We start from the raw sequence: 13931 nt of genomic DNA on the forward strand, positions 1-13931 counted from the left end.
AGTCTGCGCGAATTTCGCTGCGCGCGGGCCGTCGGTCGCCTAGCGTGCGACCGACGGGTGGCGTGCGTCGCGTCATGAGGGCCCCGTCCGACGAAGGCCGGTGTGGACACCCATGACGGACATCTTCTCCAGCCAGCGCGTCTCCACGACCCGCCGCACGCGCCGAGCGGCCCGCTGGGCCGCGGCGGCCGCCGGCGCGGCGGTCGTCGCCGCCTCGTTGCAGGTCCCGGTGCGGGCCGACGCCGAGGACCCGGGCGCGCCGGACGGCACCACCACCGTCACGCTGTCCGCGACCGTCGACACCTGGGTGCGCACCGGCCTGGGGCAGGCCGGACGGCCGACCTCGCCGGAGCTCCAGGTGGGATCGAGCAACTACGGCCTGGTCAAGGCGCGGTCCTTCCTCGCCTTCGACACCTCCGCCGTGGACCTCGCCGGTGCCACTGTCGTCGACGCCGAGCTGACCATGAGCAACTTCGCCACCGGCTCGTGCACCGGCTCCCCGGTGCGGGTCTCCCGGGTCACGTCGGCCTGGACCGAGGGCATCAAGTGGAGCACCCAGCCGCAGGCGACGGCGACCGGATCGGCGGCCACCAGCGCGGCGTACGGCAGGACCGGCTGCGCGGACGAGGGGGAGGCGGCCTGGGACGCCACCGCCATCGTCCAGGCCTGGGCCGGCGGCGCGACCAACCACGGTCTGCAGGTCCGGGCCGACAGCGAGAGCAACGCGACCGGCTACCGCGCGTACCGCTCGCTCGAGAACGGCGACCCCGCGAAGCTGCCGACGCTCACCATCACCTACACCCCGGCTCCCGAGCCCAACCAGCCTCCCGCCACCCCGACTCAGCTGAGCGCCACGCCCGGTGCCCACGGCTGGGTCCGCTCCGCCACCCCGACGCTCTCGGCCGTCGTGTCCGATCCCGAGGGCGGCCCCGTCGCGGCCGTCTTCGAGATCATCGAGGGAGCGGACGTCGTGTGGACGGGCACCAGCGACGAGGTCGCCTCCGGTGGCACCGCGTCGGTCCAGGTGCCCGCCGGCGTCCTCGCCGAGGGCACCGCGTACGCCGTCACCGCGACGGCCCGCGACGAGGCCGGTGACCTCAGCGCCGAGCCGACGGCCCTGTGGCTCGTCGTCGACACGGTCGCCCCGACGGCGGCCGTCGGCTCCGCGCGGTTCGTCGACGGCACCTGGACCACCACCGTCCCGGCCTCCGACACGCTCACCCTCACGGGCGGCGCGGGCACGAGCTGGTTCACCGTCACCGCGGACGGGCACGCGTTCGTGGTCGGCGCGGACGCCTCCGGCGTCGCCACCGTGCCCTACACCCCCGTCGCCGGCTGGCACGAGGTGGTCGTGGTCGCCGGCGACCCGGCCGGCAACGTCAGCGAGCCGGCTCGTCTGTCCTACGGCACCGGTCCCGCGCCGGTGTGGTCGGCGCCCGCGGCCAACGCCAGCAGCCCGGCGTCGTACGCCGTGGAGGTGTCGGGCCCGCCGGGGTCGACCTACGGCTCGCTGCACTGGCGGGTCGCGGGTGAGTCGGGCTGGCGGTCGGCGACCGAGGTGACGACGGCGGACGGTACGCCGTGGTCCGGCGCGATGGCCCCGTCGAGCGCACGGTCGACCACCGGGCCGCTGACCTGGCACGCGATCGAGGAGCCCTACGGCAGCGGCACCCTCGCCCCGCCCGCGGTACTGCAGCTGCGCGCGTGCTTCAACTACGCGGGCCGGCTGTCGTGCACCGACATCCGCAATCTCGCGCTGCAGGAGCCGGCGTCGCCGTGAGCCTCGGATAATCGGGAAGCATCTCGTGGCGCTCGTCGTTACTCTGGACGACGCCTATGACGAACCGTGCTGAAGACTTCTCCCTCGCTGACGCCCTGCGTGCCACCGAGGGCTGGGACGACCCCGACACCGAATTCGACGACTTCGAGTCCGGCTACGCCGACACGCCCGCAGGCGACGTGGACGCCGGCGCGGACCTGACCACCGGCGACCTCGACCTGGTCGAGCGCCACGAGCTGCGCCGGGTCGCCGGCCTGCGCACCGAGCTCGAGGACATCACCGAGGTCGAGTACCGCCAGCTCCGCCTGGAGCGCGTGGTCCTCGTCGGCGTGTGGACCGGCGGCGCCATCAGCGAGATCGAGAACGCGATGGCCGAGCTGGCCCTGCTCGCCGAGACCGCGGGCTCGGAGGTGCTCGACGCGATCTACCAGCGCCGCACCTTCCCCGACCCCGCGACCTACATCGGTCGCGGCAAGGTCGACGCGCTGCGCGAGATCGTGCAGGCCACCGGCGCCGACACCGTGATCTGCGACGGCGAGCTCGCCCCCTCGCAGCTGCGCAACCTCGAGGACAGGGTCAAGGTCAAGGTCGTCGACCGGACCGCGCTCATCCTCGACATCTTCGCGCAGCACGCGAAGTCCAAGGAGGGCCAGGCCCAGGTCGAGCTGGCGCAGCTCAGCTACATGAAGCAGCGCCTGCGCGGCTGGGGTGGCAACCTCTCCCGCCAGGCCGGTGGCCGGGTCGGCGCCGACGGCGGCGGCATCGGCGGCCGTGGCCCCGGTGAGACCAAGATCGAGACCGACCGCCGCCGGATCAACGACAAGATCGCCAAGCTCCGCCGCGACCTCAAGGTCATGAAGGGCACCCGCGACACCAAGCGCCAGGAGCGCCGCCGCAACGAGATCCCCTCGGTCGCCATCGCCGGCTACACCAACGCCGGCAAGTCCTCGCTGCTCAACCGCCTCACCGGCGCCGGCGTGCTCGTCGAGGATGCCCTGTTCGCGACGCTCGACCCGACCACCCGGCGTACCTCCACCGCGGACGGCCGCGTCTACACGATGAGCGACACGGTCGGCTTCGTCCGGCACCTCCCGCACCAGCTCGTCGAGGCGTTCCGCTCGACCCTGGAGGAGGTGGCCGACGCCGACCTGATCGTCCACGTCGTCGACGGCTCGCACCCCGACCCCGAGGGCCAGCTGGCCGCGGTCCGGGAGGTGCTGACCGAGATCGGTGCGACCGACGTCCCCGAGCTGGTCGTGGTCAACAAGATCGACGCGGCCGACCCGGTCGTCGTCGACCGCGTGCTGCGCCGCGAGCCGCACTCTGTCGCGGTCTCGGCGCGCACCGGCGAGGGGATCGCCGAGGCGATCGCCGCGGTCGAGGGCGAGCTCCCGCGCCCGCGGGTCGAGTTCACCGCGCTCGTGCCCTACGCGCGCGGTGACCTGATCGACCGGATCCACAAGGACGGCGAGATCGGCACCCTCGAGCACACCGCCGACGGCACCCGGATCACCGGCCGGGCCACCGAGGCACTGGCCGGCGAGCTCGCTGCCTACGCGGTCTGAGGCCGGCCTCCTCGTCGTACCGGACAATTCGGTTGCGATTTCGCCAATTCGGCTACTCCGATGTCCGGTACGACGGATGATCCCGGCGTGACCCGGCACCGACTCCTCCTCGGCCTGCTCGCGCTCGTCCTCACCGCCGTGGTGAGCACGACGCTGCTGGCCCGCGCCGGCGCCCGGACGGACCCGTGCGTCGCCCGGGGCGAGCGGGCCGAGGTGCGGGCCGCGCTGGTCACGGGTGCGGGCGCCCGGGTCCTGGTGATCGGCGACTCCTACTCCGTCGGCGCCGGCGCGCGTCCGGAGGAGTCGTGGCCGGTCCGGCTGCCCGGCCGGGTCCGCGTCGACGGCTTCTCCGGCAGCGGGTTCAGCGTCGGCGCCAGCCCGTGCGGCGACGTCTCCTACGGCACCCGGGCGCGGGCCTCGGTGGCCACGCCCGCCGAGGCCGGTGCCGAGGAGGGGGCCGAGGAGAGGGCCGACCTGCTCGTCGTCGAGGGCGGCCTCAACGACGCCGACCAGCCCCGCGCCGACCTGGAAGCAGGGTTCGTCCGGCTGATGGAGGTGCTCGCCGGGCGGCAGGTGCTGGTCGTGGGACCGCCGCCCGCACCCCGCCTCCGGTACGACGACGTGGCGGCCGTCGACGCGACGCTGGCCCGGCTCGCGGCGGGGCACGGGGCGGCGTACCTGTCGATGCTCGACGTCGAGCTGACCTACACCGAGGACCGACTGCACCCCGACGCGGCCGGCCACCGGGTGTTCGGCGACCGGGTCGCGACCCGGGTCCGGGAACTCCTGCGGTGAGCTGTGGAGGGGCGCGCAAGGACGTCGGCGCGACCCTCTAGGGTTCTGCGGTGACCACCACCGCAGACGACCGGACGTCCCCGGTCCGCGACCTGCTCGCGACGGCGGTGGAGGCCCTCGGCGGCCGGCGCCGCGACGGCCAGGTGGCGATGGCCGAGGCCGTCGCCGACGCCTTCGCCGGCAAGGAGCACCTCCTCGTCCAGGCCGGCACCGGCACCGGCAAGTCCCTGGGCTATCTCGTCCCGGCCCTGCTGCACGACCAGCGGGTCGTCATCGCCACCGCGACCCTCGCCCTCCAGCACCAGCTGGTCGAGCGCGACCTGCCGCGGCTGGTCGAGGCGGTCGGCACCGTCCCCGGCGTCGACGCGTCGTACGCCGTGCTCAAGGGCCGGTCCAACTACGCCTGCCTGCACCGGGTTCGCGAGGGCGCGCCCGACGACCAGGGCGAGCTGATCCAGGCCGAGGACGCCATGGGCGCGCTGGGCCGCAAGGTGCTCGCGCTGCGCGATTGGGCGGAGAAGGCCGCCGAGGACCGCCGCGGCACCGGTGAGCGCGACGACGCGCCCCGTCACACCGACAAGGAGTGGCGCCAGATCAGCGTGACGGCCCGCGAGTGCCTCGGCGCGAGCAAGTGCCCGTTCGGCGAGGAGTGCTTCGCCGAGCGGGCCAAGGAGAAGGCCCAGAAGTCGCACCTCATCGTCACCAACCACTCGCTGCTCGCCATCGACGCCATCGAGGGCATCCCGATGATCCCGGACTACGACGCCGTGGTGATCGACGAGGCCCACGAGCTCGCCGGCCGGGTCACCCAGGCTGCCACCGACGAGCTGTGGGCCGCGGAGGTCGAGCGGGCCGCCCGGCGCAGCATCCGCCACGTCGAGGGCGACGAGGCCGAGGACCTCGCCGACGCGGCCGACGCGCTGCGGGCCGCGGTCACCGACGCCCCGGCCGGCCGTTTCGACCAGGTCCCCGAGGCGCTCGCCGACGCGCTCGTCCTGGTCCGCGACGCCGCCCGCGCCTGCGCCGGCGCCTTCCCCAAGACGGAGACCGGCAGCGAGCCCGACGCGGCCATGACCCAGGCCAAGGGCATGGTCCAGGAGGTGTTCGCCACCGCGGAGCGGATGGCCGCCAACTCCGAGGCAGACGTGCTCTGGCGCACCGAGGGCACCGACCGGATCCCACCGATGCTGTGCATCGCGCCGCTCCAAGTCTGGGGCCAGATGCGCGACAAGCTGCTGGCCGACAACACCGTCGTGCTCACCTCCGCCACGCTCATGCTCGGCGGTGACTTCGCGACGGTGGCGGGCTCGGTCGGCCTGAAGCCGTCGGAGAGGACCGACGGCCCGGGCTCCGGCCCGCGTGGCGACGTACCCGACGACGCGCAGCCGTGGCGCGGCCTCGACGTCGGCAGCCCGTTCGACTACGCGAAGCAGGGGATCCTGTACGTCGCCCGCCACCTGCCTCCGCCCGGCCGCGACGGCCTCGGCCCCGCCCAGCTCGACGAGATCACCGAGCTCGTCGACCGGGCCGACGGCCGCACGCTCGGTCTCTTCTCCAGCCGCCGGGCCGCCGAGGCCGCGGCCGAGCACGTGCGCAAGGCGCTGCCCCACCTCACCACGCTCGCGCAGGGGGAGGCCCAGCTGCCCGAGCTGGCCCGCCAGTTCGTGGAGGACCCGCACACCTGCCTGTTCGGCACCCTCGGCCTGTGGCAGGGTCTCGACGTCCCCGGCGACACCTGCCAGCTGGTGATCATCGACCGGATCCCGTTCCCGCGGCCCGACGACCCGCTGATGAGCGCGCGCCAGAAGGCGGCCGACCAGGCCGGCGGCAACGGCTTCATGCAGGTCGCCGCCACCCACGCGGCGCTGCTGCTGGCGCAGGGGAGCGGGCGCCTGATCCGCACCACCGAGGATCGCGGCGTCGTCGCCGTCCTCGACCCGCGGCTGGTGACCGCCCGCTACGGCTCGTTCCTCAAGGCCAGCCTGCCGCCCATGTGGTCGACGACCGACCCCAGGGTGGTGCGCCAGGCGCTCAGCCGGCTCAGCGCCCGACCCGTCGCAGATTGAACCCGGAATGACGCCGACCCGGCGCAGATTGAACTTCGAGAAGTTCAATCTGCGCCGGGTCGACGCGATCTGAGATTCAGTCTGCGCCGGGTCAGCGCACCACGCGGGCACTCACGGACGCCTTGGCATCCTTCTTGCCGGCGTTGGCCAGCGTGACCTCGACCCACTTCACCTTCTTGCCGAAGGCGAAGGCCTTGGTCTTGTCGCCCTTGCGGTTGATCTTGACCATCTTGGTGACGGGCGTCTTGCCCTTCTTCTTGATGGTCACCATGACGTATCCGCCCTTCTTACGCTTGGGGACGTCGACATGGATGCGCACCCGCGCCTTGCCGGACACCTTCGACTTGAAGCGGATGGTGCGTGAGGCGAGGTGGTTGAGCGAGGTGCGGTCGGAGAACGAGCGCCGCGAGTTCGTCAGCTTCACTCCGCGCCAGAGCCGGGCCCGCATGTAGGCGGCGCCCTCGGCGTAGTTCAGCGCCGGCTGCCGGTTGGCCGCGGCGAACCGGCCGAACTGCGTGCGCAGATCCGTGCCGCGCGCGGCCAGGGCGGCGCCGATCGCCTGGCGGGCGTTCGGGGCACCGGCCGCCAGCTCCCAGATGTCGTGGACGATGACCGGCATGCCGCCGGGGCCGTTGACGGCCGGGAAGCGCTCGCTGAGGTACTTGAAGAAGATCCACGCACCGTACGGCGCCAGGCCCCGCTGGTAGTCCATCGACTGGGCCGGCTGTCCCAGCGGGCCGCCCTTGAGGTACTGGCGGTTGTCGTTGATGTCGGTGTAGATCTCGTCCTCGGCCCAGGTCGCCGTGGCCTCGAGCAGCCAGGTCTCCTCGTTGACGTCGTAGGCGAACTGGACGGCGTGGAAGTACTCGTGGGCGGCCGTGACCTGGAGGTTCGCGAGCGGACCGGGCACGGCGCCGTACTCGGCGTAGTTGTTGTCGAGGACGCAGTACGCCGGGGCGGTGACGTGCCCGGAGACGCGCTGGTCGGTCGTGCAGTAGCCGTACAGACCCCGCGAGCCGAGGTCGGCGAGGTAGACGTCGAAGAGGTTGGTGCCCCCACCGTTGACGCCGTCGCCGACGGGCGCGCGGTAGCCCGCGGCGGCGTACCGGCTGGCGACGTTGTTCATCACTGAGAGCACCGCGTTGACGTAGGGCGGGGTGGCCGCGTCGGCGGTGCCGGTGACGTAGTGGACGCAGATGCCGCCGCCGCAGACCGGGGCGGCCTCGCCCATCGTGTAGCAGGGCAGCCCGGATCCGGGCGTGCACTCGATCCCGCCGCTGCCGGGCGGCGGGCGGTGGGCGGTGCTGGGCCGCGCGAGCAGCCGGGCCGCGTCCTCCTGCAGGCTCGGCGGCAGGTCCTCGCGCGTGACGGCCAGGTCGCGCAGCGCCATGGTCAGGTCCGCGCTGTCGGCCGTGGCCGGCGTCGCGGACGGGGCCGGTTCGATCAGCTCCTGGACCTTCTCCAGCGCCTGCTCGGCCAGCTCCTGCGCGACCGGGTCGTCGGCCGCGACCACGGGGAGCGGGGCGGCGGCCGGCGCCGCCGGGGCCGGATCGGCCTGGGCGGCGCCGCCGGACAGCGGCACGATCAGGAGGGCGGCGAGAAGCGCGCCCAGCAGGGTACGGAGGGGCAGCCCGGGGAAGGGGAGGTGGCTGCGACGAGGCATCGGGACCGGCCTTAGGTACGGCGACAGGACGTCCTGACCCTATGTCACCGACCAGTCAGGCAAACCTCACACCCGCCGGAGAACCGCCGTGACCTTGCCGAGGATCGTCGCGTTGGTGCCGTCGATCGGCTCGAAGGCCGGGTTGTGGGGGAGCAGCCACACCTGGCCGGCCTTGCGCTGGAAGGTCTTGACCGTGGCCTCGCCGTCGATCATGGCGGCGACGATCTCGCCGTTCTCGGCCGTGGGCTGCTGGCGGATCACGACGTAGTCGCCGTTGCAGATCGCGGCCTCGATCATCGACTCGCCACTGACCTCGAGCAGGAACAGCTGGCCGTCGCCGACGAGCTGGCGGGGCAGGGGGAAGACGTCCTCGATCCGCTCCTCGGCGAGGATCGGGCCGCCGGCGGCGATCCGACCGACCACGGGCACGTTGGCGGGCGCCGGGGCGGCGTCGCCGATCCCCGTCTCGTCGTACGACGTCTCCTCGGCCGAGCCCATCGCGCGCCGGGCCGCCATCACCTCGGGCAGGAAGACCTCGAGCGCGCGCGGCCGGTTGGGGTCGCGCTTGAGGTAGCCCTTCTCCTCGAGGGTGCGCAGCTGGTGGGCGACGCTGGAGGTGCTGGTGAGGCCGACGGCCTGACCGATCTCGCGCATGCTCGGCGGGTAGCCGCGCTTCTCGATGCTGTCCTTGATGTGGGCCAGGACCCGCTGCTGGCGCGGCGTCAGGCCGGTGGCGTCGGCGGGTCCGTCGGGCAGCTCCGAGACGCTGCTCGCCTGCCCGGTGACCTTGCGGTCGGTGCCTTTGCGCTCGGCCATGGGGTGCCCTCCAGATCGGCATCGGATGGTGGGGTCCGCGACGACCGCACCGGTGGCTCGACGCTAACCGAATCCCCGCGCGCTTTCAAACATCTGTTCGAACCGCGTGTCGCGACACGCCGGTCGAACGTAGTTTCGAACGGATGCTGGATTTCTTCGAACACCTGATCTAGTCTCGTACACATGTTCGATCGAACGCCTGATCGATCACCTTCCGTCGGACCCCCCGCGTAGACAGCACCTGTCCTCGCAAGGCCCACGTCCACTTCCCCCGGAGGTCACCATGAGCACGATCACCCTCGCCCCCCGCGTCGTCCCCGCCCGCCGCGCGACGAGCACCGTCCGCTCCCGCGGCCAGGTCCGGCTGACCCGGCGCGGCCGCACGGTCGTCTTCCTGTTGGCGCTCGCCGTCGTCGCCCTGGTCGCCGTCTGGCTGGCCGCCGGCTCGGCCGCGACCCGCGACCAGGCCGGTGCGCCACAGGTCGACCTGGTGACCGTCGCTCCGGGTGACACCCTGTGGGACATCGCCAGCGATGTCGCGGTGGGCTCCGGTGACGACGTGCGCGACGCGATGCGCACCATCCAGCAGCTCAACACCCTCGACGGCAGCGTCGTCTACGTCGGGCAGGAGCTGCGCGTCCCGTCGTCGTCCTGACGGGTCGGCCATGGGCGGGTCGGCCACGGGCCGGCGGCGTCGCGCGGCACCTTCAGAAGCTTCTCCGCTGCCTCGACCCCAGCGGAGATAGGGGCCAGCATTGGCCTTGGGGAAAATGACGAAGGGCGGGATCCGACCGAACCGGATCCCGCCCTTCGCGCGTCAGCGTGCGGCGCGCTTGCCGCCCTTGGGGGTGCCGGGGTCGCGCTTGGGCCGCGGCTCGTGGTGGTGCGCGCTGAGGCCGAGGGCCCGGGACAGGCGGATGGCCAGCATGAAGGTGAGGAAGAGGCAGAGCGTGGCGCCCAGGGACGCGACGGCCGCGAGCGCCCAGGCACTGGCCTTGCCGTCGTGCCGGGCGGTGGCGCCGAAGTCGATCGCAGCGATGACGAGGTATCCCCAGGCCACGATGGACAGCGTGCCGCCGAGCGCGATCAGCAGCACGTCGATGCGGAATCTCGCCTTCGCTCGATCGCCAGCGCGCTTGCCACCCGTCACGGCGGTCATTGTTGCCGATGGGTGGCTGGATTGCCCGGGCAACCCGCCCATCGGGGTCGCGGTGGCGGGTCCGACACGCCCTGTCGGAACGGTTCTCGAGGTGCCTTCGTGTGCCATGACCTGCGCAAACGCGTCGCCGCGCCGGTCGCCGCCGAACTCCTGTCGAGGCCCGCTTGCATCGATGGTGACCGGGGCGTACGGTTACCACTACATCTAGTAGTTACAACGATGTAGTTCTCCACATCTAGTCCACAGGACGGCCCGCCGTCGCCCACAGGACCAGGGTGGAAACGCACAGATCCCGCCCGGTTTTCCACAAGTGCCACGGGCCCAGGCGGGACTTGTCCACAGCTCGTACGCTCGGGAGGAGGAGCCATGCACTGTCCGTACTGCAAGCACAACGACACCAAGGTCCTCGACTCCCGGGTCGCGGACGACGGCTGCTCCATCCGGCGGCGCCGGGTCTGCCAGGCGCCGAGCTGTGAGAAGCGGTTCACGACCGTCGAGGCCATGCAGCTGACCGTGCTCAAGCGCTCCGGCGCCACCGAGCCGTTCACCCGCGAGAAGGCCGTCGCCGGCGTCCGCAAGGCCTGCAAGGGTCGCCCGGTGGACGAGGACGACCTGGCCCGGCTGGGTCAGGAGGTCGAGCACCAGCTCCGGCTGGCCGGCAGCCCGGAGATCGCCGCCCACGAGGTGGGCCTGGCGATCCTCTCCCCGCTGCGCCGTCTCGACGAGGTCGCCTACCTCCGCTTCGCCTCCGTCTACCGCGGCTTCGACTCCGCCGCCGACTTCGAGAACGAGATCTCCCTGATGCGGGCCGAGCGTCAGCTCACCTCCACCCCGGTGGTGGCGGCCCGCCCGTCGGCGAGTCTCGAGACAACGGCCCCGACGGGCTGACCACAGACGCCCGGCAGGTAGTGGGGAAGCTGCCTGCCGGGCCACCACCCTTCCCCCAAGGCGCCGCTCCCGCCTCGTGCAGGAGCCCCGTCCCGCCGCATCGCAGACGACCGCCGACCGCCGAACCCGGCGACCCGCCGCACAGAGGAGACCAGGAGAGCCATGACCGAGACGGCCAGCAGCCAGACGACCAGTGAGACGGCCAGCTACCCGAAGGGCGGCCTGAAGATCCAGCGGGTCTTCAGCACCGAGGGTGTGCACCCGTACGACGAGATCACCTGGGAGCGGCGCGACGTCGTCCAGACCAACTGGAAGACCGGCGAGACCGTCTTCGAGCAGCTCGGTGTCGAGTTCCCGGCGTTCTGGTCGCTCAACGCCTCCACGATCGTCACCACCAAGTACTTCCGCGGCGCGGTCGGCACGCCCGAGCGGGAGCGTGGCCTCAAGCAGCTCATCGACCGGGTGGTGTCGACGTACGTCAAGGCGGGCAAGGAGCACGGCTACTTCGCGTCCGCGGCGGACGCGGAGGTCTTCGAGCACGAGATGACCTGGCTGCTGGCGAACCAGTACTTCTCCTTCAACTCTCCGGTCTGGTTCAACGTCGGCACGACCGCCCCCCAGCAGGTCTCGGCGTGCTTCATCCTGTCCGTGGACGACTCGATGGACTCGATCCTCAACTGGTACAAGGAAGAGGGCTTCATCTTCAAGGGCGGCTCCGGCGCCGGCCTGAACCTCTCCCGGATCCGCTCCTCCAAGGAGCTCCTCAGCAGCGGTGGCACCGCCTCCGGCCCGGTCTCCTTCATGCGCGGCGCCGACGCCTCGGCCGGCACGATCAAGTCGGGCGGCGCGACCCGTCGTGCCGCCAAGATGGTCGTGCTCGACGTCGACCACCCCGACATCGAGGAGTTCGTCGAGACCAAGTGGCGCGAGGAGGACAAGATCCGCGCCCTGCGCGACGCCGGCTACGACATGGACCTCGGCGGCAAGGACATCACCTCGGTCCAGTACCAGAACGCCAACAACTCGGTGCGCGTCAACGACGAGTTCATGCGCGCGGTCGAGAACGGCACCGAGTTCGGCCTGCGCGCCCGGATGACCGGCGAGGTCATCGAGACGGTCGACGCCCGCAGCCTGTTCCGCAAGATCAGCGAGGCCGCGTGGGCCTGCGCCGACCCGGGCCTGCAGTACGACGACACGATCAACGACTGGCACACCAACCCCGAGACCGGCCGGATCACCGCGTCCAACCCGTGCTCGGAGTACATGTCGCTCGACAACTCCTCCTGCAACCTGGCCTCACTCAACCTGCTGAAGTTCCTGCGCGACGACGACACCTTCGACGCCCCCCTGTTCGCGAAGGCCGTCGAGCTGATCATCACCGCGATGGACATCTCGATCTGCTTCGCCGACTTCCCGACCGAGCCGATCGGCGAGACGACCCGCAACTACCGCCAGCTCGGCATCGGGTACGCCAACCTCGGCGCGCTGCTGATGGCGATGGGCCTCGGCTACGACTCCGAGGGCGGTCGCGCGATGGCGGCCACCGTCACGTCGCTGATGACCGGCACGTCGTACCGCCGCTCGGCTGAGCTCGCCGCGATCGTGGGCCCCTACAACGGCTACGCCCGCAACGCCGAGGCCCACAACCGGGTCATGCGCAAGCACCAGGCGGCCAACGACGACGTGCGCACCCTGCACATCGCCGACGCCGAGGTCCACAAGCTCGCCAGCGAGGAGTGGGCCCGGGTCGTCGAGCTCGGCAAGACCAACGGCTTCCGCAACGCGCAGGCCTCGGTGCTCGCGCCGACCGGCACCATCGGCTTCATGATGGACTGCGACACCACCGGCATCGAGCCCGACTTCTCCCTGGTGAAGTTCAAGAAGCTCGTCGGCGGCGGCTCGCTGCAGATCGTCAACCAGACCATCCCGCGGGCGCTGAAGAAGCTCGGCTACGACGAGGAGAAGATCGAGGCGATCGTCGCCTACATCGGCGAGCACGGTCACGTCGTGGACTCACCCGGTCTCAAGCCGGAGCACTACGAGATCTTCGACACCGCGATGGGCGAGCGCTCGCTCAAGCCCATGGGCCACGTCCTGATGATGGCCGCCTGCCAGCCGTTCCTCTCGGGTGCCATCTCCAAGACGGTCAACCTGCCGGAGTCGGCCACGGTCGAGGAGATCGAGCAGATCTACCTGGAGTCGTGGAAGCTCGGCCTCAAGGCCACCGCGATCTACCGTGACAACTGCAAGGTCGGCCAGCCGCTGGCCGACGGTGGCGGCAAGGCCAAGAAGGACGCCGCCGACGCGGCCGACGCCGCCGCGGGCGCCAAGATCGTGGAGAAGGTCGTCGAGAAGGTCGTCTACGCGCCGACCCGCAAGCGCCTCCCGAAGTCCCGCCAGGCTCGCACCACGTCCTTCACGGTCGCCGGCGCCGAGGGCTACATGACCTCGGGTGCGCACGACGACGGCTCGCTCGGCGAGATCTTCCTCAAGCTCGGCAAGCAGGGCTCGACCCTGGCCGGTGTGATGGACGCCTTCTCGATCGCGGTCTCGATCGGCCTGCAGTACGGCGTCCCGCTGGAGACCTACGTCTCGAAGTTCACCAACCTGCGCTTCGAGCCCGCCGGCCTCACCGACGACCCCGACGTGCGGATGAGCCAGTCGATCATGGACTACGTCTTCCGCCGCCTGGCCCTGGACTACCTGTCCTTCGAGGAGCGCTCCGCGCTCGGCATCTACTCCGCCGAGGAGCGCCAGCGCCACCTCGAGACCGGCTCCTACGAGCCGATGGAGGAGACCGGCAGCGCCTCCGAGCTGGTCGAGTCGGCTCCGGTCGCGAAGGCCGCCACGGTCGACGCCGAGGTCATCGAGGTCGTCGACGAGGACCCGCTCGCCGGCGCCCCGATCGTCGAGGCCAAGGTCGCCAAGACCACCGCCGAGCTCCTCGAGCAGATCACCGGCCACGCCGTCGACAGCCCGCTGTGCATGACCTGCGGCACCAAGATGCGCCCCGCCGGCTCCTGCTACGTGTGCGAGGGCTGCGGCAGCACCTCCGGCTGCAGCTGAACCGAGCGACATTCGCATCGGATGCAACCGCTGCCGGTATCAGCCCACGAGGTGGATGACCGACAGGGGCCAACTTCATAGGTGCCTACAAGGCGACAAGCATCTCGGGGTCCGATCACGTAGGTGGTCGGAC

Annotated in this window: 10 protein-coding genes; 7 read left to right on the forward strand and 3 right to left on the reverse strand. The window is 71.5% G+C overall.

Annotated features, from left to right (window positions below; genetic code table 11):
* Nucleotides 1-112: 112 nt before the first annotated feature.
* From RB608_RS08260 to RB608_RS08275, 4 genes are all read left to right on the forward strand, one after another.
* Nucleotides 113-1780 carry a DNRLRE domain-containing protein gene (locus RB608_RS08260; RefSeq protein WP_308087331.1) on the forward strand — a complete coding sequence of 556 codons (1668 nt, stop codon included), beginning with the start codon at nt 113-115 and terminating at the stop codon, nt 1778-1780.
* 56 nt (nt 1781-1836) lie between these two features.
* On the forward strand, nt 1837-3345 hold the full coding sequence (gene hflX / locus RB608_RS08265; RefSeq protein ID WP_308087332.1) for a GTPase HflX: 1509 nt from the start codon (nt 1837-1839) through the stop codon (nt 3343-3345).
* A gap of 87 nt (nt 3346-3432) precedes the next feature.
* The gene (locus RB608_RS08270) at nt 3433-4140 is read left to right on the forward strand and encodes a GDSL-type esterase/lipase family protein (RefSeq protein WP_308087333.1); all 708 of its coding nucleotides are present in this window, start codon (nt 3433-3435) and stop codon (nt 4138-4140) included.
* A gap of 50 nt (nt 4141-4190) precedes the next feature.
* Nucleotides 4191-6206 (forward strand): ATP-dependent DNA helicase, encoded by a 2016-nt coding sequence (locus RB608_RS08275; RefSeq protein WP_308087334.1) that lies wholly within the window; start codon nt 4191-4193, stop codon nt 6204-6206.
* A gap of 91 nt (nt 6207-6297) precedes the next feature.
* On the opposite strand, the gene RB608_RS08280 is transcribed toward RB608_RS08275, so the two are convergent.
* Entirely contained in the window at nt 6298-7869 is a 1572-nt protein-coding gene (locus RB608_RS08280) for an MXAN_6640 family putative metalloprotease (RefSeq protein ID WP_308087335.1), read from the reverse strand.
* A 66-nt stretch (nt 7870-7935) separates the two neighbouring features.
* A complete protein-coding gene (lexA, locus tag RB608_RS08285; RefSeq protein WP_308087336.1) occupies nt 7936-8685 on the reverse strand; it encodes a transcriptional repressor LexA in 750 nt (249 codons plus the stop codon).
* A gap of 283 nt (nt 8686-8968) precedes the next feature.
* Here lexA and RB608_RS08290 point away from each other — a divergent pair, with 283 nt between their 5' ends.
* Nucleotides 8969-9340, forward strand: coding sequence for a LysM peptidoglycan-binding domain-containing protein (locus RB608_RS08290; protein ID WP_308087337.1), 372 nt, complete (start codon nt 8969-8971; stop codon nt 9338-9340).
* Between the two features lie 162 nt (nt 9341-9502).
* Here RB608_RS08290 and RB608_RS08295 read toward each other — a convergent pair whose 3' ends face one another.
* Entirely contained in the window at nt 9503-9835 is a 333-nt protein-coding gene (locus RB608_RS08295; RefSeq protein ID WP_308087338.1) for a hypothetical protein, read from the reverse strand.
* 375 nt (nt 9836-10210) lie between these two features.
* On the opposite strand from RB608_RS08295, the gene nrdR reads away from it, so the two are divergent.
* Both nrdR and RB608_RS08305 read left to right on the forward strand, forming a co-directional pair.
* Entirely contained in the window at nt 10211-10732 is a 522-nt protein-coding gene (nrdR, locus tag RB608_RS08300) for a transcriptional regulator NrdR (protein WP_308087339.1), read from the forward strand.
* 162 nt (nt 10733-10894) lie between these two features.
* Nucleotides 10895-13798 (forward strand): vitamin B12-dependent ribonucleotide reductase, encoded by a 2904-nt coding sequence (locus RB608_RS08305; protein ID WP_308087340.1) that lies wholly within the window; start codon nt 10895-10897, stop codon nt 13796-13798.
* The last annotated feature ends 133 nt before the right edge of the window (nt 13799-13931 follow it).

Origin of the sequence: Nocardioides sp. LHD-245 (assembly GCF_030929495.1) — a bacterium.
GTDB lineage: Bacteria > Actinomycetota > Actinomycetes > Propionibacteriales > Nocardioidaceae > Nocardioides.

Coding starts and splice junctions, on each gene's coding strand:
- hflX (WP_308087332.1), top strand. CDS start 1,837: ATGACGAACCGTGCTGAAGACTTCTCCCTCGCTGACGCCCTGCGTGCC.
- lexA (WP_308087336.1), bottom strand. CDS start 8,685: ATGGCCGAGCGCAAAGGCACCGACCGCAAGGTCACCGGGCAGGCGAGC.
- RB608_RS08280 (WP_308087335.1), bottom strand. CDS start 7,869: ATGCCTCGTCGCAGCCACCTCCCCTTCCCCGGGCTGCCCCTCCGTACC.
- nrdR (WP_308087339.1), top strand. CDS start 10,211: ATGCACTGTCCGTACTGCAAGCACAACGACACCAAGGTCCTCGACTCC.
- RB608_RS08305 (WP_308087340.1), top strand. CDS start 10,895: ATGACCGAGACGGCCAGCAGCCAGACGACCAGTGAGACGGCCAGCTAC.
- RB608_RS08290 (WP_308087337.1), top strand. CDS start 8,969: ATGAGCACGATCACCCTCGCCCCCCGCGTCGTCCCCGCCCGCCGCGCG.
- RB608_RS08260 (WP_308087331.1), top strand. CDS start 113: ATGACGGACATCTTCTCCAGCCAGCGCGTCTCCACGACCCGCCGCACG.